This is a genomic window from Binatus sp. (SeqCode) (assembly GCF_049584895.1).
Lineage (GTDB): Bacteria > Desulfobacterota > Binatia > Binatales > Binataceae > Binatus.
In genome coordinates this window covers 85,784-109,733 of sequence record NZ_JBAUYR010000040.1, presented here as the reverse complement: position 1 = coordinate 109,733, position 23,950 = coordinate 85,784, and the positions used below count along the sequence as shown (strand labels likewise).

The window sequence follows — 23,950 nt, the reverse complement described above, 5'->3', positions numbered from 1 at the left end:
GATTTGCGGCATCTGAAGGAAGCGCGCGCAAAGTTCGAACAATATCCATCGGTGGAAATTCGACACGCTGATTTCTTAAGTACTCGGCTGCCTGAATTTGATTACGTCATTGGTAACCCGCCCTACGTTCCAATTACGTCGCTAGATGAAAAAGAGAAAGCTCGATACCGCAGTTCTTTCGCGACCGCACGCGGCAGATTTGATCTCTATCTCCTGTTTTTTGAGCAAGCGCTGAACTGCCTGCTTCCAGGCGGTCGTCTTGCCTTCATCACCCCCGAGAAGTTCCTTTATGTTGAGACCGCAGAACCCCTCCGTGTTCTTCTCGCGGAGAAGCGAGTCGAGGAGATTCTTCTACTTGACGAGAATACCTTCGGCGATTTAGCCACCTATCCGACGGTCACGGTGCTGTCCAACACGGCGCGAAACGGAAAGACCAGTATTAAGCTCAGAAGCGGGCAAAAGGTGGCGGTTCATCTGGCCGCCGATGGTCGCTCTTGGATGCCCACTTTGCACGGTGACCACCGAGAGATCGGCGGCCCTGCACTTGAGGACATATGCGTCCGAATAAGCTGCGGGGTAGCAACCGGCGCGGATTCGGTTTTCGTTCATGAGACGAAATCGCTTCCAGTTCATTTGTGCCGCTTTGCCCATCCCACCATTTCGGGGCGCGAATTAGGGCCGCAAAATCCCGAGCTGATCTCCGCCCGCTCGATGCTGATTCCGTATTCTCTCGATGGAGAGCTTCTAGTCGAAAGAGAGCTTGGTGCCCTGAAGCCGTATCTTTCCGAATCTAACCGGCTGCTCAAGTTGCAGAACAGGACTTGTGTTCAACGCAAGCCATGGTACGCCTTCCACGAGACTCCTCCACTGGCTGATATCCTGCGCCCGAAGATTCTCTGTAAAGATATTACCGCTCTGCCGATGTTCTGGATCGATCGATCGGCCGCTCTTGTGCCGCGTCATTCCGTCTACTACATCGTCCCGCGCGAACCGGACCATATAGGCGTTTTGTGTGACTATCTGAATTCCGACTATGCAGCCGAATGGTTGAAAGCTCATTGCCAGCGTGCTGCCAATGGTTATTTACGACTACAAAGCACGATCTTAAAAAAACTGCCAGTTCCTGACTCACTAGTTGTTCATTCGTTGCCGCGGAATGTTGGTCCAAAGAGCCGCGGCAGACAAGGCGATACCGATACGGTGACCCAGCCGTTCGAGTTTGCTAGATGACCACTCCGTTCGACCAGGTTATCGAACAGATCAAACGTCGCGGCTTCCACAACCATCGGCTTTTGGAACATTCCGATCTTGTGTCAATTGGGATTCTCAAAGATCTTGAAGACCAGTGCGAACCGCTTGCAGCGGATCTCGCATCAGGCAAAGTCAAACATTGGCTGAACAAGTCGGCACCGGGGGCCCGTGGGAGACAGATTGACCTTTGGATCGGGGAGCCACGCTCCAACGGCTCGCCTGATCCAGCAAAGTTGCGTATAGGAATCGAAAACAAGTCAGTGACAACAGCTCATCGAAACCGCGACGCGCGTTTCGATGATTTGAATGAGTCTCTTCAAGTCCTGCATCGCGCTAAGCCTGAAGCGGTGCTGGTGGCCACGGTCATCATTGGAGTCGCTGATCGGGTGTTAAACGTGCCAGATCGAATCTCGCCATTCTACAAGAATTTCAAAAAGCGAATCCAACCGCGGCTCTCCAGTGGCGATTTAAAACTTTGGACGGACTTCCCCATGGCAATAAGCCAGAACAAACCAGACGATCCGCATCTGACCGTCGCTAAGTTCCGGCAGCTGAAGATTCGTCCCGCGGGGCATACGCACGAGATTGGATACGACTACTTACTGCTCGTTCCGGCTTACGTCGATAACGTGACTGCTCCATATATTCCGCGTCCTAACAGCCTTGGAATCGATGTCGATGCGGAATACGAGAACAGGTTGAATCAGATCTGCAAGGCTTACCGAGTGCGCTTCCACACCTGAGTCGCCGCTCCGCGCGCCGCCTATGACCGTATTGCGATTTGACACGAGTCCTTCATTGGAAATCCTGTTGACGTCGGCCATCACCACCCGGCTTCTATTTCAGGAGCGGCGCGCAGGCGACGCTGGATTGATGCGCCGCTAGCCAAGTGCACCGGACGCCACCAGCTCGCTGATTTGCGTTTCGTCGTAACCGAGGATGCTTTCGAGCACGTGTTGATTGTCCTGTCCCAACGACGGCGCCGCTCGGCGGACAGTCGCAGGAGTGCGCGAAAGTTTGGCGCGAGGACCCTCGACCGTGAATTTGCCGAGGCTCGGATGATCGAGCGCGACGAAGTGTCCACGATGCACGAACTGCGGGTCCATATATGCGTCGGCGCTGTTCTGGACCTGATGGGCTGGGACGCCGTGCGACTGAAGCTGCGATTCGATCGCTCCACGATCCAGTTTTCGGCTCCAGGCTCCGATCGCCGCATCGATCGTTTCGCGATGATCGAGTCGTCCCGCCGCCGACGCGTAGCGAGAATCGCGCGCCAGCTCTTCATTTTCCATCGCGGCGCACAGCCCGCGCCAATCGTCGTCGTCGCGGCAGACGATCGCGACCCATTGGTCATCGCCGGCCGCTGGATAAACGCCGTGGGGCGCGAAAGCCGAGTCAGAATTTCCGATTCGTTCCTCGACGCGAGCATTGACCGTGTAGTCGAGAATCGCAGGCGCGAGAAAGTGAATCGCGCATTCAGCCTGCGACTGATCGATGTACTGGCCTTGCCCGCTGCGGCGCCGATGATCGAGTGCCGCGAGAATCGCGAGCGCGGTAAATCGCGGCGCGACGTAGTCGGTGTATGCGCCGAAGACGCCGGAGGGCGGACGGTCGGGCCATCCGGTGAGATTGGTGAAGCCCGCGATCGCGGCCGCCATATTCCCGAAGCCGGCGATTTTCGCTAGCGGTCCGGTCTGTCCCATCAGGCACGAGCTCAACATGATGAGGCCGGGGTTCACTTTGCGCAGCGACTCGTAGTCGAAGCCCCACGCACGCATCGCCTTGGGAGAGAAGGACTCGGTGACGACGTCAGCCCATCGCACCAGATCGTAAACCACTTTGCGTGACGTGGGATTGCCGAGGTCGAGCGAGATTCCGAACTTGCCGGCGTTGCAATTGGCGAACAGTCCCGAGGTGTCGGGGCCGAATTGACTGCCGTGATAGGGCTGGAGCGTGCGCGCGGTATCGACGCGAGTGGGCGACTCGATTCGCACGACGGTCGCGCCGTAGTCGGCAAGAATTCTCGTCGACGCCGGACCGGCCATCACCCACATGAAATCGCAAATCTTAACGTCCCTGAGCGGCAGATCGTTTGCCATCAGATGATCCCGGCACGCGTGAGTCTGGCGATCTCGGTTTCGGGCAAGCCGAGTTCGCCGCGGTAGATTTCGGAATTGTGCTCGCCGACGGTCGGCGGCCTGCGTCGATACTCGATCGGACTCGCGCTGAATTTCGCAAACGGTCCCGGATATCGGAATGTCTCGCCGAGTTCGGGATGCGCGAGGTTCTGGAAGTAATCACGCGACGCAAACTGCGGACTCTCGACTACTTCCTCGATTGTTGTGACCGGTGTGATCAGAAATCCGCGTTCGACAGCGAGCTCGAGTAGCTCGGCCTTGGTGCGGCTCCGCGTGAAATTTCTGACGATTTCCTTCACGCGCTCGAATTCTGAAAGTGGTTCCGCGCCGCTGAACAACTGCTCGCCGTACGCGATCCAATTCTTGTCGCGCGTCGCCTCGTCGCAAAATCCCTGATCGCAAATGAAGTGCATCAGCTTGGCGGTGAACACGCCGAGTGCCGATCCGAAGAGGAAAGTCATCGCGATGAAGCCGTCGCTGGCGGGCCAAACCAGCGGGATTTCGATCGAGCCCATTTTCACTCCGCCCGACATCCGTCGCGGCTCAACCGCTCCCAGGGCCGACGCAAGAATGTTCGACTGCGTCGCCATCGAAACCGATTGTACCGCCGCGACGTCGATATGTTGCCCGAGGCCCGAGCGCACCCGCTCATGATGCGCCGCGAACGCTGCCACTGCAGCATCGGCGGATGCGTGCAGGTAAGCCTGCGGAACGCCCAGGCGCACGGGCGGCCGATCCGCGTCGCCGGCCAGAATCAGCGGTCCGCCGGCGGCCATGATGATAAGATCGCTGTCGGCGTAACTTGCTTTGGGCCCGTCTTGTCCGAACGGCGTGATCGAAACGTAGATGAGAGCAGGATTTATTTTCGCGAGGTCGGCGAACCCGAGATTGTGCTTAGGCAGATAGCCGGGATTGTGCGACTCGATCAGAAAATCCGCGCGCTCGACCAGGCGGCGCAGCAGAGCGCGGCCCGCGTCGCGCTCGAGGTCGAGTGTGATCGCGCGCTTGTTGCGATTGTACGCCCACCAATACAGCGAACGGTCGGGATGCGGCGCGTCCTTATAGAATGGGCCGATACTGCGCGCCGGCGATCCCCCGGGCGGCTCGACCTTGATAACGTCGGTGCCGAGGTCGGCGAGCATCTGGCCGCATAGAAGGCCGCGCTCGGTCGAAAGATCGAGCACGCGATATGGACTGAGCATCGACATGAAATTTCAGCGTCGCTCGATTCTTAAACTGTCGGGCGGGCTGGCGTCAACGGGAGATGCGATGGCGTCCGGGGCCGAACTCGCCGCCAGTGAGAGGCGCGTCGTCGAATCGCACGAGCGCGCTGACGCCGTCCGGAATCATAATCTCGCCGCCCGCTTCGCGATCCAGCTTCACCTCGATCAGGCCGTGCGGGGTCGGGATGCGACCTTCGAGATGCACGAGCTTGCCGAACTGCGGCGCGATTTCTGCGCGCGAGTAGCCGGGCGCTACCGGCCGCACGCCGAGAACCCAAGTCGTCAAATCGTAGGTCGGAGTCGCCGCCCATGCGTGACAACGGCTCCCAGTGCCGGTGCGCGCGTCCCAGTATTCCTCGAACGCGGTGTCGCCACGCTCGATCTGCGGCCACCATTTCATGCATCGCGCGGGAATCAGATCGCGACGGCCTGCGCGGACGATCGCGTCGTGAACAATATGCGAAAAAAAAGGTTGCGCCGCGACGACGTTGTGCTCGACGTCGAAATTCATGTGCTCGGCCGGATCCATCCGCTGTTTACGGTAGGCCGCCAGGTTATCGGAAATCGTCGGCGTGACGACGACTCGCGATTGATCGAGGACGTAGTCGAGCATTCGCGGCCACCGCACGCGCGGAGCGCATCCCGCGACGATTGCGATGGCGTTCGTCTGCTGGCTGACTCGGCGGTGCGGGCCTTTGCGATCAGCAGCGTCAACGTACACGCCCGCCGCGTCGTCCCACAGCAAGTCGAATGCGCGCCGGGTCCGCTCAGCGCGCGCCCGAGCATCAGCGGCGCCGCGCGAATCCGCCATGACAGTCTCAGCCAGCGATGCGAAATCATCGAGTGCCGCGGCGTAGAGCGCGTCGAGCGCGCCGGTTACTTCCGATCGCTCGGTCATCGCCCAGTCGATGAAAATCCATCCCGGCATCCCGCGAATCAGCCCGTCGGATGCGCGATATCGCTCGAACGTCGACAGTATGCCGGATGCGGTCGGCATCAGTTCGCGCACCGTCGCGGAGTCGCCCGAGTACTCGAAGTAGCGCGCGAGTGCGCGAATCCAGTGCAATGAGTAGTCGGGGATCGTGGTCGACGAAATCGAGAAGTCGCACGCCGCGGCCATCGCGAGCAGGCCGTCGCCGCGCCGCGAATGCGCGCAGATTCGCAGATGGCGCCGCACCAGGCGCCAGTCGGTGTTGGTCGTGTACGTCAGCAGAGCGTGGATGTAGGAGTCGCCCAGCCACGCGCGCTGCTCGCGGCCGGGGCAGTCGATGAAGGCGTCGGTCGAGCAGAGTTCCAGCGTGCGCGCGCCGACCCGCCAGATTTTGTTGAGTGCGGGATCGTCGCATTCGAAGTACGCCTCGTCGCCGCGGGGATAGCGCCGCTCGATTGCGCCCATCGATTCGAGCTGCGCACCGCCGCGCGCGACGATCGACAGATAGCGAAAGCCGACCGCCTCGTACGACTCGATCCGTTCCGCGCCATCGCCGCGCAGGATGTAGCGCATCGCGAATTGTCGAGGCTGTGTTTCCGCGCTGCCATCGGTGCGTGCGTCCTCGCCGCAGTACACGTCGACAGTTGAACCCGCGGGACCGCGCACGACAGCCCACGGCGTCGCGAGCGTGATCATCCCGGCGTCGAAGTTGACGATACTGTCGGGGCCGTCAGTCGAAGGATCCGCCGTCGGATACGCGCCGCGCGGATCGTTGCTGTTCAGTGCTGCGACACTGTGGCGCGAAAGTTCATTCAGCGCGATTGGAATCGAGGTGAGCGGCGCGATCCCGTCATGCTCGGGCGAGGTGAAAGGCTCTACCGGGATTCGCGTGCGATTGTGCGAAAAAGTGGCCGCCGACAACTCGACTGCAGGCAGCCATTCGGAATCGTCGAACGATGCTTCGTTCCAGCCGGCAGGAATTGCCGCGCCGTCGAGAATTTCGGTCGGCGGCACCGGCAGTGCGGCACCGCGCACGACATCCTGGCGATACGGCGCGGCGCGTCCTTTCCATGACGCGTCGGAAATCACGCCGACGACGGGCGACTCGAACGCGAACGATCCAAAGCCGAGCAGGAAGCTCGGCGCCGCGGGACGCCACCACGGTCCCGGCACTCCGTAAAATCGCACCAATGACGCGATCGCGTTTCGGCCGGCGCGCAGGTACGGTGCGAGATCGATCTCCGTCCACGCCAGCCGCTCGGGTATCGAACGCGCCGGTCCGCGAGCAACTTCGACGCCGTTGACGAACAGCACGAAGCGCGAGTCAGCGGTCACTCGTGCGGGAACTGATGCGGGTATCGCGTCGAGTTGAACGGTGCGACGCAGGTAACAGAATCGATTCCAGGTTTCTTTGGGCGGAATTCCGGGCGCGCCGATCGGCGACACTGGCAACGGCGCGGGCCCGGCCCAAATCCATCGCGCATCCCAGGTGATCGGCCATTTTGATTCAGTCATCTAAACTCAACCCTTAGTACGGGCGCGCAGTCTTGCCGATAATCTCGCGCGCGACCAGCGTCTTCATGATCTGCGCGGTGCCGTCGCCGATCTCGAGTCCGATCACGTCGCGCATCCGCTGCTGATGCGGCAGATCGAGGCTGAACCCCAGATGCCCGTGGAGCAGAATGCATTGATGCAAAACGTCGGCGGCCAGCTCGGGCGCGAGCCACTTTGCTCCGGCCGCGAGCCATCCGTGCGGCTCGCCGCAATCTTTCAACCACAGCGCTTCGTAACACAGGAGACGCGCGGCACGCAGCCGAACCGCTGCCTCGGCGAGCGGAAACGACACGCCTTCGAACCGCGCGAGCGGCGCTCCAAACGCCTGGCGCTCTGCTACGTACGCGCAAGTCTCGTCGACACTCTGCTGGGCCGCGCCGATGCACATCAAGCCGATCAGCGAGCGGCTGAAATCGAATCCCTGCATCACGTCGACGAAGCCCGCACCTTCCGCGCCGATGCGAGCGGACGCGGGCACGCGGACGCTGTCGAAAAATAGCTGACCGCGGCCGATTGGGCGCGATCCCATGTCGCGAAAGCGCGTACGCGATACGCCGGGCGAGTTCAGGTCGACATAAAATGCGCTCACGCCCCGCGCGGACTGTTCGAGGGTGCCGGTGCGCGCGAGCACGAGAGCGGTGGCGGCAGAGGACGAAAACGAGATCGAAGTCTTCTCGCCGCTCAGAACGTAATTGTCGCCGTCGCGACGCGCTTGCATGACGATATTTGCCGCGTCGGAGCCGCCGCCGGGCTCGGTCACCGCGAGCGCCGCGATAGTTTCACCTCGGCAAATCGGTGGAAGGTACGCAGCCTGCTGACGCGCATCAGCACTGCGCGAGATTATCGCGCCGACCAGAGCCGCGAGCAGCAATACGTACGCGGCATTGAAATCGCCGCGCGCGATTTCCTCATGCGCGATCCCGAGCGACACGTAGTCGAGCTTCGAACCGCCGAGATGCGTGTCGACCATCGGCGCAAGCAGGCCCATCTCGCCGAGTTTTCTCACGAGCGCCGGCGGCAGATCGTTATCGGCATCGCGCGAGGCGTAATTCGGAAGCAGCTCGCGACGCGCGAAGTCCCGCAGCGTTTCATGCATCAACTTCTGCTCGGCGGTGAGGCCAAATTCCATCTTCGCGATTCTCAGTTGGACGGCGGCGGCTCAGGCTTTGCCGGCACCGTCACGGCTTGCGGCGGCGCGCCGGTCGGGCCGACCCACTCGGGCAGACTCTCGAGTCCGCCGGGAATCACATTGGGCGTCGGATTCTCGACCGAGCCTTCGCTGTCCTCGTCGCTGCCGACCATTTTGTCCTGGTAGTGCTGCATCACCTGCTTCTTCACATCGTCGGGCGACGTGTTCGGCGTCATTCCCTCGTTATGCGAGAAATCGGCGCGGCTCTTCGCGTCCATGTGCAGCCAGATCTGACTGGCCTGCGCGCTGTTGCCGTGAGTCATCGCGTCCATGAACTTTTGCTGCTGCGTTTCATGCGAGCATCCCGCCAGCGCAACTGCACACGCAAAGCTCAACGTGATCGCGCGTTGGATTTTCGATGCCATCCGCCGCACTAAAACGTCACGACGCTTCGAATCGATTTGCCTTCGCGCATCAGCTGAAAGGCGTCGTTGATTTTTTCGATCGGCATCACGTGCGTAATCAGATCGTCGATGTTGATTCTGCCTTCCATGTACCAGTCGACGATTTTCGGCACGTCGCGACGGCCGCGCGCGCCGCCAAAGGCCGTACCCTTCCAAGTGCGTCCGGTCACGAGCTGAAACGGCCGCGTCGAAATCTCCTGCCCCGCGCCCGCGACGCCGATAATCACGCTGGTGCCCCATCCCCGCTGACAGCATTCGAGCGCCTGGCGCATTAGCTTGACGTTGCCCACGCATTCGAAAGAAAAGTCCGCGCCGCCACGCGTCAGGTTCACGATATGCGGCACCAGGTCACCCTCGACCTCCGCGGGATTCACGAAGTGGGTCATGCCGAATTTCTCGGCGATAGCTTTGCGCGCGGGATTCATGTCGACGCCGACGATCATCGACGCGCCCGCCAGCCGCGCTCCCTGCACGACGTTGAGGCCGATGCCGCCGAGACCGAACACTACCACCCGGTCGCCAGCTTGCACTTTCGCGGTGTTCAGCACGGCGCCGATTCCGGTCGTGACGCCGCATCCGATGTAGCAAATCTTTTCGAACGGCGCGTCATCGCGAACTTTTGCCAACGCGATTTCGGGCACTACTGTAAAATTCGCGAACGTCGACGTGCCCATATAGTGATGCAGCGGCTGGCCGCCGCGCGAGAATCTGCTGGTGCCGTCGGGCATCACGCCGCGGCCCTGCGTCTCGCGAATCGCAGTGCACAGATTAGTTTTTCCAGATAGGCACGCTGGACAATTCCTGCATTCTGGAATGTATAGCGGGATGACGTGGTCGCCGCGCTTCAACGTCGTCACGGCCGGCCCCGTTTCAACCACGATGCCCGCGCCTTCATGTCCGAGGATCGCAGGGAACAAGCCTTCCGGATCGGCGCCCGACAGAGTGTAGGCGTCGGTGTGGCAGATCCCGGTGGCTCGGATTTCGACCAGGACTTCGCCGGCCTTTGGCCCCTCGAGGTCCACGCTTGCGACTTCGAGCTGCTCGCCGGCCTTGTTCGCGATTGCTGCTTTTACTTTCACGACTACACCGCGATGTCCACAATATAATACGCCGCCGCATCGCGCCGCGAACACCTCGCACCGCGCGCTTGATGGCGGTCGCGAATGATGCCAAACCTCCTCAGGTCCACGACAATCGCGCCGCCGGGAGGACTAAAATGGCCGATAAGGAACTATCGCCCGACCGGGTGATCGCCTCGCTGCTTGAAGGCAAGTCGCGCCGCGAGATGATGGTGATTCTCGCGCGGCTCGAACATGGCGGCGCCGGGATCTATCAATCGTTCGCGGCGAATGAGCGCAATGAGAAGGCGCGCGCCGCGTTGCTGGCCGGCGCTGAGCGCGAGGAGCAGAATTCCGCGCTGCTCAAGATGATGACGCAGGTGAAGGACAAGTGCGAGAAGTGCGGCAAGGCACTGGCGCCTCCTGCTCCCGCGCAGTGCTGTTCATTTCAATGCACCTTCTGCCCTGACTGTGCGGACGCGATGAAGCATGTGTGTCCGAACTGTTTGGGAGAGCTGACGGCGCGTAGCATCTGAGGTCGAGGGATTTTTCAATGCAAGTAATCGGCACGGTCAAGGAAATCTGGCGATACCCGGTAAAGTCGATGGCGGGCGAACGTCTGCAACGTGCGAGCGTCGGCGCGCTCGGAATCTACGGCGACCGAGGCTGGGCGATTCGCGACGAGAAGGCCGGCGAGATTCGTAACGCTCGCAAGCTGCCGGCTCTTCTGCATTGCGTGGCTGTATATCTGCGCGAGCCGTCCGGAAACGACGTGCCGCCCGCGCAAATCACGATGCCCAACGGGACGACATTTCGTTCCGACTCCGCTGAAGCCAATGCGCAACTCTCCGAACTCCTGGGACGACCCGTTTCGATTTGGCCAGTTCAGCCGCCAACCGAGCGCGATTTCCTGCGACGCGCCGCGCCCGACAATCCCGACATGAAGGCCGAGATGCGCGAGGTTTTCGGGCGGCTGGAAAGCGAGCCGCTGCCCGACCTATCGACGCTGCCGCCGCAGATTCTCGAATTCACGTCGCCGTTCGGCACCTTCTTCGACGCGTTTCCCTTCCAGCTGCTGACCACCGCGTCCTTGAGTGCGCTTGCCAAGTGCAATCCCACCGCTGATTTCGACTCGCGCCGCTTTCGTCCCAACATTTTGATCGAGACCGGTCGCGGAGTCGAAGGACTGGTTGAGGCCGAATGGTCGGGGCGGACACTTCGAATCGGCGCGACGCGGATCAAGGTCGAGATACCCACCGTGCGATGCGTGATCCCGACGCTCGATCAGCCCGGAGTGAAGAAGGATCCGTCGGTGCTGCGAACGATCGTGCGTGACGCGGCGCAGAATCTCGGCGCATACGCGACCATCGCGAACGGGGGAACCATCGCGCTCGGCGACGAAGTTGCGCTCGAATAACTGAGATACCTTACCTACGGATTACCCTTATTGGATATCGTCGCTGTCGTCCCATCGAACTTCCTTATACTGATGGTGAACGGCTCGTTGTAGGTCCGGGCCCTATCCTTGAGGAAGCTCAGCGCGACGGCCTCCCCCAGCAACAAGGAGGTGTCCGTATCGCTGCGCCAGTGGATGCCGGCGTGGATCCCATGACCGAAACTGACGTTATGTCCCAGCTTGTTGAGCTCACCGTTGACGGTTAGGTGTCCCGCGTCCGAGCCGGTGTAGTCCAACAGCGAAAGTCCGTCGTCGGAAGGCACCTGCGGATTCGGAATCACGAAGCTGCCATTGAAGAAGAATTTCAGCACTGTGATGCAAGCGCCGGCGACCGTGCCATGTCCCGTCGGATAAGACGGATGCGTCGGCGAACCCTCAGGAAACGCCTGCGAGAGCAGCCACGTCCCATACTTGCTGAAACTCTGCTGAAGTCCCACCGAGCTGAGAATCACCGGACTCAGAGTGACGTCGGTCTCGTTGTTTTGTCCGGTCATGAGCAGTTGAACGATGCCTCCGATGGCCTCGGGACGTGGACGTAGATGCACAAACCATTTCTGGTACCAGACGGCATTGAGAGCCTTAGTCGCGACCTCGGCAAGGGTCGCCGCGAAATCAGGCGCGCCGAACGTGCCGAAGCCGTTCTCCGTCTTCGAGCCGATATAGGGATTGCCTGGATTTGGGGGCACGCCAATTGAGGTGAGCACGCAGTACGCCGTGAAATAGGCCTGGTAAAGCACGTCGACGTGGGTAAACGCCGCGAGATCCCGACCTTTACACGCGTAACGGCGTGTCGGATCGATCTGATTCTGATCGCCGGTGAGATTGCCATTCTGCACCGTCAGCCAGTCGCCGAAACTGGTCATGTAGTCGATGTCCGGCAGATAGGTAACCAACTGCTGGCTGATCTGTTGGGCACCCATCGCCGTCGGCTTGATAAAAAATTGCGAAATGTAAGGTCCCAACGTCTCGCCCGGGAAAGCGCCCCGGAACAACAGGTTCGGGGTCACTATGCCGCCGATTCTCGGTCCAAAATAGGTCGGTTGTGATCCTAATTCCGCTGCTGCCGCAGCGGCCAGCGCACTCGAGCCGTAGTCGGTGAAGGCCGCGTCACGAAGCAGCGAAGCCCAATAATGTTCGAGCAGCTCGGTGGCGTTCTGAGCGCTGGCAGTCGCGGGTGCGGGAGGCACGATAGGCTGGCCGAACTGCACGTTGTCGAGCGCTTCCAGGTCGAAGGCCAGACCGCCTTGCGGGCCGTTGAGCGTGCGTGTGCCACCGACAACGATTTTTTGGAAATCCGAAAACTCGCCGCTATTCAACGCGTCCGTAAAAGTTGCGAACGCCTGCAGATCCACCCGTCCAAAATTGTCATGCGGAAGACCCTTGGTGTAGGTGCCGCCCTGGTCGGAATAGCGCGCCGAATCACCGTTGTTGACGTTAATCGCGGGCCCAACCAGCGCGTCCTGAGTTGCTTCAGCGACCCGCAGTGCGAAAGCTTCGCCCACTCTCTTGTTAGTAACGCTGGCCGGCAATCCATTGCCGGAACGAGCCCCGCCGAAGTCGGATTGAGTCGATAAATCAGGCGTTTCGCGCGCGCTCGCCGAGGATGCGGCGACGATCGGAGCCAGCACTCCGGTCGATACGGCAGCGGTCGCTGCCCCGAGTCCTGCGATGAAGCGCCGGCGTCCTGGAGATTTGGGCGATGCTTCGGTCGATTTGCGAGTTTGGTGGGTAGGCTCTGCGTGCGCGCCAGACGGATGCTGGTCGGAAGTGTCTTTAGCCATAAAAAAACCCCCAATGGCTCCGCGGTCATGTACCCGCGGGATGACGACGTGCCGCTTCTAGCAGCTAAAATAGTGATAATCCACTCACGCGAGCATGAGAAATTACCAAAATTACAATCAAAGTAGAACCTTACGATCATGCGGCTGACAGGCCCTTAATCAGGGCCGAGACCAGCCAATCGAAGCTTTTATCGACGTCGAGCGGAATGCCGAATCCACCGGCGATTTCGAGCGCGGCGAAGCCATGCACGGTGCTACGAAGGGCGCGGATCGCGTGGATGCCCTCGCGGCGATCCAATCCGTAGCCGCTGAGCACAGACAGGATAGTTTCGACGATATTGCTGGCAGCCGCTTCCATCGCGGGATCGTTTTTGGGCGCGGCGACCATCGTGGCCGCATAAGTTCCGGGATGACGCTTGACGAAGGCGCGATAGGCGGCGGCAAGTCCGCGGACGGCGTCGTCGCGCGATTTGCCAATAGTCGCGCGGCTGAGCGCAGTGTTGAGATCGCGCAGAGCGAGCAATTTGAGCTCGCGCCGCAAGCCCTCGAGGCCGCCGACGTGGTTGTACAGCGAGGGCGAACGGATGCGCAGCTTCTTGGCGACGCGGGCCAGCGTCAGCGCGTCCCATCCGTGATCGTCGGCGATTTTGGCGGCCGCGCGGACGACCGTGTCTTTGTCAATTCCGACGCGCTTCGCCATCCTGATTTTGCGCCTCCTTCATGAAACCGACGACGGCCCCGGCTACGATCTCGGGATACTCGACGTGCGGGTAATGCCCGGCGCCATCGACCATCAATGTTTTTCCATGGAGATGAGTCGCTACCCAGTTGGCCTCTTTGGCGGGATCCTCGAAATCAGAGTCGCGCGTGCCCATCACCACCAGCACCGGAGCATGAACCTCGGGAATGCGCGCCTCGCACGGCGCTTGCGACGCGAAGATCAGCGCTTTGGTCGCCTCGATTCGCCCGGGCTGCTTCAGATTTACAACCAGCGCCGCGCGATATGAGTCGAGGTCGGAGGGCGGCGCGCTCTTATAAAGGGACCCGTAGTACATCGACCAGAACGAAGGCCCCCACGGACGCAGCATCGCGACTTTCAGAAAAGCCAGCAGAGCTGACGAGGTGGGAACCACGCGCGTGAACGGATCGATCATTACGATACCGGCGACGTTGTCGGGAATTTCCGCGGCCGCCCATACCGCTGAGCCCCCGGCCATCGAGTTGCCGATGATGAATGCCTTGCTCGCGCCGAGATGACGAATCATCGCGACGATGTCCGCGCCGACGATTGCCGGCGAGTAGTCGGGCCAATCGACGCTCGACTCGCCATGGCCGGGCAGATCCATCGTGACGACCCGGAATCCCGCGGCAACGAGTCGAGGCGCGAGGAAGCGATATTGCTGACGCATATCGCCAAGCCCCGGAACACAGACGACGAGCGGCCCGGTACCGCCGGTGTCGTCATATGCGATCTGCCCGCCCGGCATTTTCAGGAACTGCGTCGATGGACGCGCGCTCGCGGATGGTTGATCAGCGCGCGCAGGCATTGCGGTTGCGACAGCGAGCGCCGCGGCTGCGAACAGTAGATTCGTTGTGTTACTAATTATCATAGACATTCAACTAATATAATTAGTCTCACGAAGCAAGCGGCTGCCGAGAATTAAAATCCGGTTCCCCTTCCTGCTCGGGAAGGGGTTAGGGGTTAGGTTGCCGCGAAACAATCTCAATGCTAGCCACACTCACAGACAGTGGAGGTGCGTGATGCTATACGAATTGCGAATTTATCATTGCATGCCCGGTAAGCTGGCCGCCGTGGTGACGCGTTTCGAAACCGAGACCGTTAAGCTGTTCGAGAAGCACGGCATCCAACCAGTTGGCTTCTGGACGGTAGCGATCGGCGAATCGAACGCGGACCTGTACTACATCTTGAAATGGGATTCGCTCGATGAGCGCCAAAAGAAATTCGCGGCGTTTCAAGCGGATCCGGATTGGATCGCAGTACGCAACAAGAGCGAGGAAGCCGGCCCGCTAATCGCCTCGTTCAGCAATACGATTCTAACGCCGACCAGTTTCTCCGCGCTGAAGTAGCGGGTCGTCCGGCCGCGGCCCGAGACAACGTGGCCCTCGAGTCGGGCTGCTTGCCCGGGTGCACGTCAGCCAAACGCGAGCGCAAGACTAAACATCAGTTGTCGGCCCGACGGAGTCGCATGCGCGCCGAACTCTTCGTAATAGCGTAGCGAGAAGAGGCCGTACTTCGTCAGCAAATTGATCGAGGGGCCGGCAGAGTAGATTTGAGAGCGCGTATCCTCCAGCAAATCGATCGCTGAGGTAGCGATCCTGGTCCTGGGAGCAAGGTCAATCTGGTTGCTGGTGACCTGCCACTGGGCGTAGCCTGCCGCGCCCAAGGTTACCTGCTTGAAAATGTCGTTGTTCAAGTTGAAGGTCTTCCCCGTTCCCCACTCGAGCGGGACGACATTACCAAGGGTGTAGCTTCTACCGATTTGCGACCCGTACTGTAGGTAGTGACCGTAGATAGAGAGCGACCACGTTCGCTCGGCGTCGGCATACGCGACACCTCCGAGGCCAAAGACACCCGTCCAGTGGCCATACCCGATATTGACCAACGCCGCGGACCTATACGGCCCTGAAGGTGCGAAGAATCCTGAAGATATGATGGCGTCCAGCTGCCGGAAGTGCCAACCGAAATCCACCGGCTCGACGTAAATGTCGCCAATGCTACCCTTGGTCACCGCGTTGGACGTTTGCAGCGATGCTAGCGTGCGCGAATTCCGACTAAGACTTAGGACTGGCTGGAGGCTCGCAGAACCGCTGGCATCGGCGATGGCAAACGGCACGTCGATAAACAATCCATAGTTAGCGCCCAGCACTTTATAGGGTGATGTCCATCCAACTAGGTTTTGGTCCACGAATTCGTCGAGACTGCCGCTTCCACCAAGGTTGAGATTGAGACAGATGTGATCGCGTGGACTGCACTTCAGCGGGCCCGTTGCGAAAAAATCACTGCTTGAGGCGTGATAGTAGGACCAGACATTCGAATAGAAAATACCCTCCGGAGCCTGCTGAGCACTTAGCAGACCGTCGGTACCCATCAGCCAGTCGCCGTGCTGGCAATGCGCCGGTGGAGCGAGAAGAATCAAAAAGGCGAGGCACATTATACTCACGCGCACCGATCTGGCTGACATCGACCTAAATCCCTCGGTCTTCCAGCAATACCGATGCCACGAAATAGTCAGCAAGTTGTCAGCGGTGACTCGCAGTCACATTCTTGTTTTCGGCACGACAGTGTCAGTGCTCCGACAAGACTTTGCCGCTCGTGCGAGGCCCTTTAGATACGAGGCTTAGGTTCGAGAGAACTATTCCCTGCTTTGTTGCTCCTGAATCGCACTCGAGCCAGCCTCGAAGCCGGCATTCCTTTTGCTCATACGGTGACCGCATAGCCGAGGAGAAGGAACCTCCAAAATGAAAGTAAACGGCGTCGGCGTCGAGAAATCCAAAGCGATATGCGTCAGTATCGTTGTGCTTTCGCTCCTGTTCGGAAAGATGGCGCAAGCCTGCACAGGGATCAGACTCACGGCTGAAGACGGGACCGTGGTCTACGCGCGCACGCTCGAGTTCAACATCGATCTCGATTCCAATGTGATCATGGTGCCGCGCGGCTATGCTCGACGCGCCAGTACACCGGAGGGCCAAAATGGGCTGAAGTGGAGCTCCAGGTATGCGTCGATTGGCGCCAACGGTATGGGACTGCCGTTTCTATTCGATGGCGTCAATGAGAAGGGCCTGGCGGCGGGGACGTTCTATTTTCCAACCACGGCAGGCTACATGAGCTACAAGGCAGGCGACGCCTCGAGGACAATCGCGCCTTGGGAGGTCGGTTCGTGGATTTTGGAAAACTTTGCGACCGTCGAAGAAGTCAAACAGAACATCGGGAATGTCGAGGTCGCAGCAGTGGTGTTCAAGCAGTGGGGCTTCGTACCTCCCGCTCACTATGTGGTTCATGATGCCTCTGGCAAGAGCATCGTTATCGAATACGTGGATGGAAAACTTCATGTTTACGACAACGTGATCGGGGTGTTGACCAACTCGCCGGCCTTCGACTGGCACATGTCCAATCTTCGCAACTACGTGAACTTCTCATTGAGCAATGCGCCGCCGGTGGAGGTCGGAGGCATCAGGCTAACCGGCTTCGGCCAAGGCACAGGAATGCTTGGGATGCCAGGCGATTTCACGCCGCCGTCGCGGTTCGTCCGGGCGGTTGCTTACAGCGCGGGGGTCTTGCCGTCCAAAACCGGCGAAGAGGCCGTGCTTCAGGCGTTTCACATTTTGAACAACTTCGACATTCCCAAAGGCTCAAGTCGCGGGGAACCCGACACTGTGCACGGCAACATCATGGCCGACCACAGTATTTGGACAAGCGCCTCCGACTTGAAGGCGAGACGATTCTATTTCCGGACATATGAGAACAGCCAGATTCGCTCCCTGGACCTGATGAAGATGCCGCTCGATGCGAAAACTATCACCAGCATTTCGATGAAAGGTCCCGAGGTCATCAAATCACTGAACCCATAAAGTCTCTCGTTCAGGGATGAACTTTTCAGCCTGACGCCGCCGCCACCAAGATTTTGACGGAACGGAGCTACTCGTTGATGGTCTCTCCGTCGCGCACCACAAAGAGTAGTAGAAAGTGCGCTATTATGCGGGCGCGTCCACCGTTAGTTGCGGCGTGTGCGCAGGCGGCAGATTCGCGTAAAGGTCCGCGATCAGATCGGATTTCAACTTGGCCTGGCTGGGATCGCTCCACAGATTCCGCCATTGCAGCGGGTCCTGGCCCAAATCGTACAGCTCACCCTCGGTTCCGTCGTAGCGGATGTCGGGCATCGGACCCTCGATACGCAGCGCCTTATATCCGAACGACAGATCGAAGCCGACGTCGCGCGTCGAGGGCTCGTAAACGGTGCATACAAAACCGTCGCGATAAATCGAGCGCAGGTGCATCCCAAGTTGCGCGAATTGGCTGTCCCATTCGGTGATCGCACGCACGCGCGGCGATCCGGCTGCCGTCGGCAGCGCGGAACCTTGTATCCATTCGGGGATTGGCACGCCCGCAATCTCACAAAACGTCGGCGCGAGATCGAGATGTCCGACCGGCTCGGAAATCTCTGCGGCGGACACTTTCGCCGACGGCGCGGGACGCCAGATGAGCGGCACGCGCATCAGCGCGTCGACGTGATACGGCCCTTTGAACAACAGACCGAAGTCTCCCTGCAGCTCGCCGTGATCCGTCGTGAAGAACACGTCGGTGTCGGCGTCCCAACCGCGCGCGGCAACTGTCGCGAGCACTCGCCCGCACGCCTCATCGATCAGTTCGTTCTTGACGTGCACCATCGCGTTGATCTCGCGCACCTGGTCGTGAGTCATTTCGCACGGCACGAAGTTCCACGCGCCGCCTTCCTCGTTGCGAAAGCGCCCCTGGTACCAATCAAGCCAATGGCGCGGCTTCTGCGCGAGAATCTTTTCGATCTTCTCGCGCGATCCCGGATGCCCCGGAGGAAGATCGAGATCGCGCCAGTTGATTTGCCGCGCCGCAGACGCCGGCGGATCCCATGGATGATGCGGATCGGGAAAGCTCATCCATACGAACCAATCGTCGCTGGGCGAGAGCGTGTTCAGATATGCGATAGTGCGGTCGGCAATCCAGTCCGTGTGATAGTGCTCGCGCGGAATCGGATTGTAGGTCACTTCCGGCGCGCCGCTGTCACCGCCTGCCGCGCCGGACAGCATCGTCACGAAGCCGCCGACCTCTTCCGGGTAGTTCTCGCGTAGCCAGTTCGAATAATGGAAATAGGCCATCGGCCCGTGCATCGCGAGTTCCATCCAATCGAATCCGCGATGCGCCCCGTGCGAGCGGTCGCGTCCCATGCGGTTCTCTGGCCATCGCCCCGAAGGATCGAACATCGGCTCGAAGTGCGCCTTGCCGATAAGCGCGGTGCGATAGCCGGCGCGATCGTGCAGCCACGCGGCAACGCTGGGCGCGTCGGCCGGCAGCGGGACGCCATTGGCGAACACGCCGTGCGTGCGCACGTACTGGCCCGTGATCATCGTCGATCGCGCGGGCATGCAGACCGTGTTCTGATTGTACGCGCGATGATAGTTGATGCCGGTGGCCGCGAGCGAGTCTGCCACTGGCGTGCGCGCGATACTGCCGCCGTTGCATCCGAGCGAATCGTAACGCTGCTGATCGGTAGTGATGAAAAGAATCTTGCGGCCCATCGCGACAGATTACAGTTGCAGTGCAAAAACAAGCAACAGCGATCCGAATCGCGAGCGCGGGGGTTTGACGGCCGAATGATCAACCCTGATACAGTAGCGATGCGGAAGGAGAACAATCATGCGCGCAGCAATAATGCGAGACAAAAAGCTCGTCGTGGATAATATTCCCACACCGGCTCCTGGAGCGGGCGAGGTGCTGGTGAAAACGCTCGCGTGCGGGATCTGCGGGTCCGATCTGCATGCGCTGAAGCATGCAGAGAAGATGGTAGAGAACTCGCGCAAGGCCGGCGCGCTGTTCCCGATGGACCTCAAGCGCGACATCGTGATGGGTCATGAGTTCTGCGCCGAAGTTGTCGACTACGGGACGGAGACGCAGAAGCGACTGAAGGTCGGGACGCGCGTCTGTGCGATGCCGGTCCTGATCAGTGCTCGCGGCGTCGCGGCAGTTGGCTACTCGAATGAAAATCCCGGCGGCTACGGCGAACTGATGCGCCTGACCGAGGTGCTGTTGCTCGAAGTCCCGAACGGACTTTCCACCGAGCGCGCCGCGCTGACCGAACCGATGGCCGTCGGGTATCACGCGGTGCAGAAAGCGCGGCTCGGTATAGATGACGCCCCGCTGGTGATCGGATGCGGGCCGGTCGGCCTGGCGGTGATCGCCGCACTCAAGCTCAATGGAGTGCATCCAATCGTCGCCGCGGATTTTTCGCCACGGCGCCGAGATCTGGCGCTGCAGATGGGCGCCGACGTCGTCGTCGATCCAAAAGAAAAATCGCCGTACGCGAGCTGGCGCGAGATGGCGGTGTATAGCGATCCGTCGAAGGCTCCGATGCTGCCGCCGTGGATTCCAGGGCCTGCTGTTCGGCCCGCGATGATTTTCGAATGCGTAGGCGTGCCTGGAGTGATCGAAGGGATCATGTCGGCGGCGCCGGGCAACGCGCGCATCGTCGTAGTCGGAGTGTGCATGGAACGCGACCAGATCGAACCGCTGACGGGCATAAGCAAGGAGTTGAATATCCAGTTCGTGCTCGGTTACGCGCCCGACGAGTTCGCCGCGACGCTCAGTCATCTCGCTGAGGGACGCGTCAATGCCGACGCGCTGATAACAGGCAAGGTGGGCGTGGAGGGCGTCGCCAAGGCGTTCGAGGATCTCGCGTCACCCGAGACGCACGCGAAAATCCTCGTCGAGCCGTGGCACAGCTGACGAGCGCGTCAGCGAAACAGCCGATGCGACGCGAGATCGGCGCCCGCGCGCATCGCGCGCAACTTCGCCCACACGATTTCCTCGGCCACTTCGCCCAGCCCGGCCGAAGTCTCGAAGCCGCAATCGGTCCCGGCCATCACGCGGCGCGGATCACCGATCGCATTGGCAGCGCGCTCGAGCCTGTCGGCGACCACCTCATGATGTTCGACGTAGTTGGTCTTGGTATCGATGACGCCCGTGACCAGGCTCATGTGATCGGGCAGCGGGAATTCCTTGAAGCATCGATATTCGTGCTGGTGGCGTGGATTAGCCGCCTCCAAAACCAGCGCGCCGACGTTGGCGTGGTAGAGGATCGGCAGAATCTGCGCGAGCGGAACGTCGAGATCGTGCGGCGCCTCATAGTTGCCCCAGCATACGTGCATGCGAACGCGATCGGCCGCGATCCCGTGCAGCGCGCGATTCATCGCATCGATATTCAGCTCGACGTACTCGAGAAACTCGGTCAGCGGGCGGTCTGCATATGATGTATGCCGCTCCATAGCGAGGTCCGGGCAATCGATTTGGAGAACAAACCCTTTCGATACTATGTACTCATACTCAGTATGTAATGCTTTAGCTACTGCGATTACATACTTCTCGTAGTTCTCGTAATACTCATTGAGCATTGCCGAGGCTATGATCCCCGGCGACGGGGCGGTCATGAACGGTTCAACGAATTTGGTTTGTTGATCATCCAGAATACGCAGAGTGTCGGCACATTCGAGATCGACGCCGGCGCGGTCGCGGTACTTGACCTCGCCAATCGCCTTGGGCGCGTGCAGCAAATCGACCATCGATCGCTGAAAGAGCGGCGCGGTCAGCTTGCGGAAGCTCGGGTAGCGAACCAGATCGCGCATGACAGGCCGCTCGCTGCGTCCGCCAAAGCCGGTCATCCGATGCTGCACGTAAGTGAAGAAGCTCTCGCGCGATTGCTCGCCGTTGTTGCCGACGTCGATTCCCGCTTCGAGTTGCTTCTGTACGACGTAGCGGGTGGACTCATCGATCTCGCGGAGCATCGCGGCCCGGTCCACTTCTTCACCGCGACTGATCTTTACCAGCATCGCGGTCAGAGTTTCCCGGCGCGGCAGGCTGCCGGCATGCGTAGTCAGAATACGATTCTCGCTGCAAAGCATCTTGGCACCTCTCACTCATTCACTGGTTCGCGCTGCAACATATTGGTAGATCACAAACGACGCTGCCACAATCGCGGCGAAGCGGGAGATAAATCTATGGCACTACTCGCTGGCAAAAGCGCGCTGATAACCGGCGCGGCGTCGGGAATCGGTAGAGCGGCGGCGATCGTCTTCGCGCGTGAAGGTGCGCGTGTGATCGTTGCCGACATGGCCGAAGAGGGCGGAGAACAAACCGTCAGCAGGATTCGCGATGTCGGCGGTGAGGCGCAATTCGTGCGCTGCGACGTGTCGAACGCAAAGGATGTCGATGCGCTGGTCGCGGCGGCGGTGAAAGTGTTCGGGCGGCTCGACTGCGCCTTCAACAATGCGGGAATCGCCGGTACACAACGCAAAACCGCGGACTACGATGAAGACGAGTTCGACAAAATCATCGCCGTCGATCTAAAGGGCGTATGGCTGTGCATGCGCGCCGAGATCCGTCAATTCATCGCGCAGAAAAGCCCTGGCGCGATCGTCAACACTGCATCTGCCGCGGGTCTGGTCGCGTCGCATTCGATGCCCGCTTACACGGCGGCCAAGCACGGAGTCATCGGCTTGACCAAATGCGCGGCGCTCGAGTACGCGCGCTCGGGAATCAGAATCAACGACGTATGTCCGGGCGTCGTGGACACTCCGCTGGTCGAAGGGATGGTAGCAGGACGGCCCAAGCTGGCTGCTCGCCTCGACGAAGTGGAACCCATCGGACGCAAAGCGCGTCCCGAAGAAATAGCCGAAGCCGTCGTATGGCTATGCTCCGATGCCGCCTCATTCGTTACCGGATGCTCAATGTCGGTGGACGGCGGACTAACCGCCCAATAGTGAGTAGCTATACAAGTTACTACTATGTTCGATCCTTTCATCGACGCCTGGCAACTGCGCCACTTGGTAATGAAGGGCGAGTTGCGTCCGCGCGAAGTCGCGGAGTTTTACCTGGCACGAATCGAGCGGCTCAATCCAGAATTGGGTGCGTACATGACGGTCACTGCTGATCGCGCACTCGCGGACGCCGCGCGGCTGGAGACGTTGCGGACCGATGCAGCGTCGATGCGGTTATATGGCGTCGCGTACTCGCTGAAAGATCTCACACCGACGGCGGGAATTCGCACCACGCTCGGCTCGCACAACTACGCCGACTCGCTGCCGCCGCAGGATGCGGTCATCGCGCAGCACCTGCGGAATGCAGGAGGAATCCTGCTCGGCAAAACCACCACGCCGGAGTTCGGCGGACGTCCTACGACTGAAGGGGGGCTGTGCCCGACGGCGCGCAATCCATGGAATCACGAATACAACGCCGGCGGATCGAGCGGCGGCGCCGCGGCCGCAGTCGCTGCGGGACTCGGGCCGTTGGCTGAGGGCAGCGACGGCGGAGGATCGATTCGCGGTCCCGCGTCGAACTGCGGAGTGGTGGGACTCAAACCGTCGCGCGGACGGATAACCTATGCCCCGCATAGGGGAGAGGCATGGGGTGGATACGCGACGCGCGGCCCGATCGCGAGGTCGGTGCGCGATGTTGCGATGATGCTCGACGCGATTGCAGGTCCCGCGACCGGGGATCCGTACTGGGCGCCGCCGCCGTCGCGTCCTTTCGAAGAAGCGGTGCAGGTCGTGCCCCGGAATCTGAAGCTAGCCTCGATCGCAAGCTCGAAACTTGGCGACGTCGATCCGGAAGTCGCGGCAGCGTTCGATTTGGCGTGCGCGACGATGCGCGAGATGGGCCATCGAATCGAACCGATTGACCTGGATCCCGGCGCGATGCTGATCGAGTGCACCCGAATCCTGATTTGCGTTGGGATAGCGGCGATACCGGTTACCAGTCCCGATTTGATCGATCCAGTCGTGCGCGAGATGTACGAATACGGGCGTAAGGTGAGCGGCGCTGACTATGTGAACCTGCTCGCCACGATGCACAACATTGCGCGCACTATCGTCGAGCGTCTCGAGCCTTACGATGCGCTGCTGACGCCGACGATGACCCGGCCCGCTATGAGAAACGGTAGCTTTCCGACCAAGCCCGAGAGCTATCTCGATGAGTTATGGACTTGGATAGCATTTGAGTATCCGTTCAACGCCACCGGTCAACCGGCAATGACTATTCCTGCGGGATTTACCCGCGCGGGACTGCCTATTGGACTTCAGATCGTCGGACGGCCAAACGGCGAGTTCGATTTGTTCGCGCTGGCAGCGACATTCGAAGCCGCCCGCCCGTGGAGTCATCTGCGGCCGTCGCTTCAGGGAGATTGATCCTTAAACGCTACAAGG

Annotated in this window: 21 protein-coding genes; 9 read left to right on the top strand and 12 right to left on the bottom strand. The window is 60.4% G+C overall.

The window, feature by feature from the left end; all coding sequences use genetic code 11:
* Nucleotides 1-1,230, top strand: a 1,230-nt coding sequence (locus WB650_RS08160) for an Eco57I restriction-modification methylase domain-containing protein (protein WP_423960098.1), incomplete at its 5' end; no start/stop codon positions are given.
* Complete coding sequence (locus tag WB650_RS08155; protein ID WP_423960096.1) at nt 1,227-1,994, top strand: hypothetical protein; 768 nt, start codon at nt 1,227-1,229, stop codon at nt 1,992-1,994. The genes WB650_RS08160 and WB650_RS08155, both read left to right, overlap by 4 nt.
* A gap of 138 nt (nt 1,995-2,132) precedes the next feature.
* Here WB650_RS08155 and WB650_RS08150 read toward each other — a convergent pair whose 3' ends face one another.
* Genes WB650_RS08150 through WB650_RS08125 form a run of 6 tightly spaced genes read right to left on the bottom strand, consistent with a single transcriptional unit; the run spans nt 2,133 to nt 9,769 of the window.
* Complete coding sequence (locus WB650_RS08150) at nt 2,133-3,350, bottom strand: CaiB/BaiF CoA transferase family protein (protein WP_422307684.1); 1,218 nt, start codon at nt 3,348-3,350, stop codon at nt 2,133-2,135.
* Nucleotides 3,350-4,591: a CaiB/BaiF CoA transferase family protein gene (locus tag WB650_RS08145; RefSeq protein ID WP_422307682.1), complete on the bottom strand. Its 1,242-nt coding sequence runs from the start codon at nt 4,589-4,591 to the stop codon at nt 3,350-3,352. Before WB650_RS08145 ends, WB650_RS08150 begins: the two co-directional genes overlap by 1 nt.
* A 52-nt stretch (nt 4,592-4,643) precedes the next feature.
* On the bottom strand, nt 4,644-7,058 hold the full coding sequence (locus tag WB650_RS08140; RefSeq protein WP_422307680.1) for an alpha-L-rhamnosidase C-terminal domain-containing protein: 2,415 nt from the start codon (nt 7,056-7,058) through the stop codon (nt 4,644-4,646).
* A gap of 13 nt (nt 7,059-7,071) precedes the next feature.
* A complete protein-coding gene (locus WB650_RS08135; RefSeq protein ID WP_422307678.1) occupies nt 7,072-8,226 on the bottom strand; it encodes an acyl-CoA dehydrogenase family protein in 1,155 nt (384 codons plus the stop codon).
* Between the two features lie 11 nt (nt 8,227-8,237).
* On the bottom strand, nt 8,238-8,651 hold the full coding sequence (locus WB650_RS08130) for a hypothetical protein (protein ID WP_422307676.1): 414 nt from the start codon (nt 8,649-8,651) through the stop codon (nt 8,238-8,240).
* Nucleotides 8,652-8,659: 8 nt separating this feature from the next.
* Nucleotides 8,660-9,769: an S-(hydroxymethyl)glutathione dehydrogenase/class III alcohol dehydrogenase gene (locus WB650_RS08125; RefSeq protein WP_422307674.1), complete on the bottom strand. Its 1,110-nt coding sequence runs from the start codon at nt 9,767-9,769 to the stop codon at nt 8,660-8,662.
* A 137-nt stretch (nt 9,770-9,906) separates the two neighbouring features.
* Here WB650_RS08125 and WB650_RS08120 point away from each other — a divergent pair, with 137 nt between their 5' ends.
* Both WB650_RS08120 and WB650_RS08115 read left to right on the top strand, forming a co-directional pair.
* Entirely contained in the window at nt 9,907-10,284 is a 378-nt protein-coding gene (locus WB650_RS08120) for a DUF1272 domain-containing protein (protein WP_422307672.1), read from the top strand.
* Nucleotides 10,285-10,301: 17 nt separating this feature from the next.
* Complete coding sequence (locus WB650_RS08115) at nt 10,302-11,165, top strand: MOSC domain-containing protein (protein WP_422307670.1); 864 nt, start codon at nt 10,302-10,304, stop codon at nt 11,163-11,165.
* Nucleotides 11,166-11,179: 14 nt separating this feature from the next.
* On the opposite strand, the gene WB650_RS08110 is transcribed toward WB650_RS08115, so the two are convergent.
* The 3 genes from WB650_RS08110 to WB650_RS08100 all read right to left on the bottom strand — a co-directional run bounded on the left by WB650_RS08110 (nt 11,180) and on the right by WB650_RS08100 (nt 14,532).
* On the bottom strand, nt 11,180-12,985 hold the full coding sequence (locus WB650_RS08110; protein ID WP_423960092.1) for a vanadium-dependent haloperoxidase: 1,806 nt from the start codon (nt 12,983-12,985) through the stop codon (nt 11,180-11,182).
* Between the two features lie 136 nt (nt 12,986-13,121).
* On the bottom strand, nt 13,122-13,685 hold the full coding sequence (locus WB650_RS08105) for a TetR/AcrR family transcriptional regulator (RefSeq protein WP_422307666.1): 564 nt from the start codon (nt 13,683-13,685) through the stop codon (nt 13,122-13,124).
* On the bottom strand, nt 13,663-14,532 hold the full coding sequence (locus WB650_RS08100; RefSeq protein WP_422307664.1) for an alpha/beta fold hydrolase: 870 nt from the start codon (nt 14,530-14,532) through the stop codon (nt 13,663-13,665). The genes WB650_RS08105 and WB650_RS08100 overlap by 23 nt, the downstream gene beginning before the upstream one ends.
* A 214-nt stretch (nt 14,533-14,746) precedes the next feature.
* Here WB650_RS08100 and WB650_RS08095 point away from each other — a divergent pair, with 214 nt between their 5' ends.
* Nucleotides 14,747-15,073 carry an NIPSNAP family protein gene (locus WB650_RS08095; RefSeq protein ID WP_422307662.1) on the top strand — a complete coding sequence of 109 codons (327 nt, stop codon included), beginning with the start codon at nt 14,747-14,749 and terminating at the stop codon, nt 15,071-15,073.
* 65 nt (nt 15,074-15,138) lie between these two features.
* Here WB650_RS08095 and WB650_RS08090 read toward each other — a convergent pair whose 3' ends face one another.
* The gene (locus tag WB650_RS08090) at nt 15,139-16,188 is read right to left on the bottom strand and encodes a SphA family protein (RefSeq protein WP_423960090.1); all 1,050 of its coding nucleotides are present in this window, start codon (nt 16,186-16,188) and stop codon (nt 15,139-15,141) included.
* A gap of 334 nt (nt 16,189-16,522) precedes the next feature.
* Between WB650_RS08090 and WB650_RS08085 the strand changes: the two genes are divergently transcribed.
* Nucleotides 16,523-17,575: a linear amide C-N hydrolase gene (locus tag WB650_RS08085; RefSeq protein WP_422307088.1), complete on the top strand. Its 1,053-nt coding sequence runs from the start codon at nt 16,523-16,525 to the stop codon at nt 17,573-17,575.
* 123 nt (nt 17,576-17,698) lie between these two features.
* Here the strand turns inward: WB650_RS08085 and WB650_RS08080 are convergent, their stop codons facing one another.
* A complete protein-coding gene (locus tag WB650_RS08080) occupies nt 17,699-19,276 on the bottom strand; it encodes a sulfatase (protein WP_422307090.1) in 1,578 nt (525 codons plus the stop codon).
* A gap of 118 nt (nt 19,277-19,394) precedes the next feature.
* On the opposite strand from WB650_RS08080, the gene WB650_RS08075 reads away from it, so the two are divergent.
* Entirely contained in the window at nt 19,395-20,480 is a 1,086-nt protein-coding gene (locus tag WB650_RS08075) for a zinc-binding dehydrogenase (protein WP_422307092.1), read from the top strand.
* Nucleotides 20,481-20,488: 8 nt separating this feature from the next.
* On the opposite strand, the gene WB650_RS08070 is transcribed toward WB650_RS08075, so the two are convergent.
* Nucleotides 20,489-21,652: a cobalamin-independent methionine synthase II family protein gene (locus WB650_RS08070; RefSeq protein WP_422307094.1), complete on the bottom strand. Its 1,164-nt coding sequence runs from the start codon at nt 21,650-21,652 to the stop codon at nt 20,489-20,491.
* A gap of 96 nt (nt 21,653-21,748) precedes the next feature.
* Here WB650_RS08070 and WB650_RS08065 point away from each other — a divergent pair, with 96 nt between their 5' ends.
* A complete protein-coding gene (locus tag WB650_RS08065; protein WP_422307096.1) occupies nt 21,749-22,510 on the top strand; it encodes an SDR family oxidoreductase in 762 nt (253 codons plus the stop codon).
* A gap of 24 nt (nt 22,511-22,534) precedes the next feature.
* Complete coding sequence (locus tag WB650_RS08060) at nt 22,535-23,932, top strand: amidase (RefSeq protein WP_422307098.1); 1,398 nt, start codon at nt 22,535-22,537, stop codon at nt 23,930-23,932.
* Nucleotides 23,933-23,950: the final 18 nt, after the last annotated feature.

Excerpts from the sequence above, each read along its gene's own strand:
- WB650_RS08130 (WP_422307676.1), bottom strand. The coding sequence starts at position 8,651 with ATGGCATCGAAAATCCAACGCGCGATCACGTTGAGCTTTGCGTGTGCA.
- WB650_RS08075 (WP_422307092.1), top strand. The coding sequence starts at position 19,395 with ATGCGCGCAGCAATAATGCGAGACAAAAAGCTCGTCGTGGATAATATT.
- WB650_RS08070 (WP_422307094.1), bottom strand. The coding sequence starts at position 21,652 with ATGCTTTGCAGCGAGAATCGTATTCTGACTACGCATGCCGGCAGCCTG.
- WB650_RS08105 (WP_422307666.1), bottom strand. The coding sequence starts at position 13,685 with ATGGCGAAGCGCGTCGGAATTGACAAAGACACGGTCGTCCGCGCGGCC.
- WB650_RS08060 (WP_422307098.1), top strand. The coding sequence starts at position 22,535 with ATGTTCGATCCTTTCATCGACGCCTGGCAACTGCGCCACTTGGTAATG.
- WB650_RS08080 (WP_422307090.1), bottom strand. The coding sequence starts at position 19,276 with ATGGGCCGCAAGATTCTTTTCATCACTACCGATCAGCAGCGTTACGAT.
- WB650_RS08150 (WP_422307684.1), bottom strand. The coding sequence starts at position 3,350 with ATGGCAAACGATCTGCCGCTCAGGGACGTTAAGATTTGCGATTTCATG.
- WB650_RS08155 (WP_423960096.1), top strand. The coding sequence starts at position 1,227 with ATGACCACTCCGTTCGACCAGGTTATCGAACAGATCAAACGTCGCGGC.
- WB650_RS08110 (WP_423960092.1), bottom strand. The coding sequence starts at position 12,985 with ATGGCTAAAGACACTTCCGACCAGCATCCGTCTGGCGCGCACGCAGAG.
- WB650_RS08135 (WP_422307678.1), bottom strand. The coding sequence starts at position 8,226 with ATGGAATTTGGCCTCACCGCCGAGCAGAAGTTGATGCATGAAACGCTG.
- WB650_RS08140 (WP_422307680.1), bottom strand. The coding sequence starts at position 7,058 with ATGACTGAATCAAAATGGCCGATCACCTGGGATGCGCGATGGATTTGG.
- WB650_RS08115 (WP_422307670.1), top strand. The coding sequence starts at position 10,302 with ATGCAAGTAATCGGCACGGTCAAGGAAATCTGGCGATACCCGGTAAAG.
- WB650_RS08095 (WP_422307662.1), top strand. The coding sequence starts at position 14,747 with ATGCTATACGAATTGCGAATTTATCATTGCATGCCCGGTAAGCTGGCC.
- WB650_RS08120 (WP_422307672.1), top strand. The coding sequence starts at position 9,907 with ATGGCCGATAAGGAACTATCGCCCGACCGGGTGATCGCCTCGCTGCTT.
- WB650_RS08145 (WP_422307682.1), bottom strand. The coding sequence starts at position 4,591 with ATGCTCAGTCCATATCGCGTGCTCGATCTTTCGACCGAGCGCGGCCTT.
- WB650_RS08065 (WP_422307096.1), top strand. The coding sequence starts at position 21,749 with ATGGCACTACTCGCTGGCAAAAGCGCGCTGATAACCGGCGCGGCGTCG.
- WB650_RS08090 (WP_423960090.1), bottom strand. The coding sequence starts at position 16,188 with ATGTCAGCCAGATCGGTGCGCGTGAGTATAATGTGCCTCGCCTTTTTG.
- WB650_RS08100 (WP_422307664.1), bottom strand. The coding sequence starts at position 14,532 with ATGCCTGCGCGCGCTGATCAACCATCCGCGAGCGCGCGTCCATCGACG.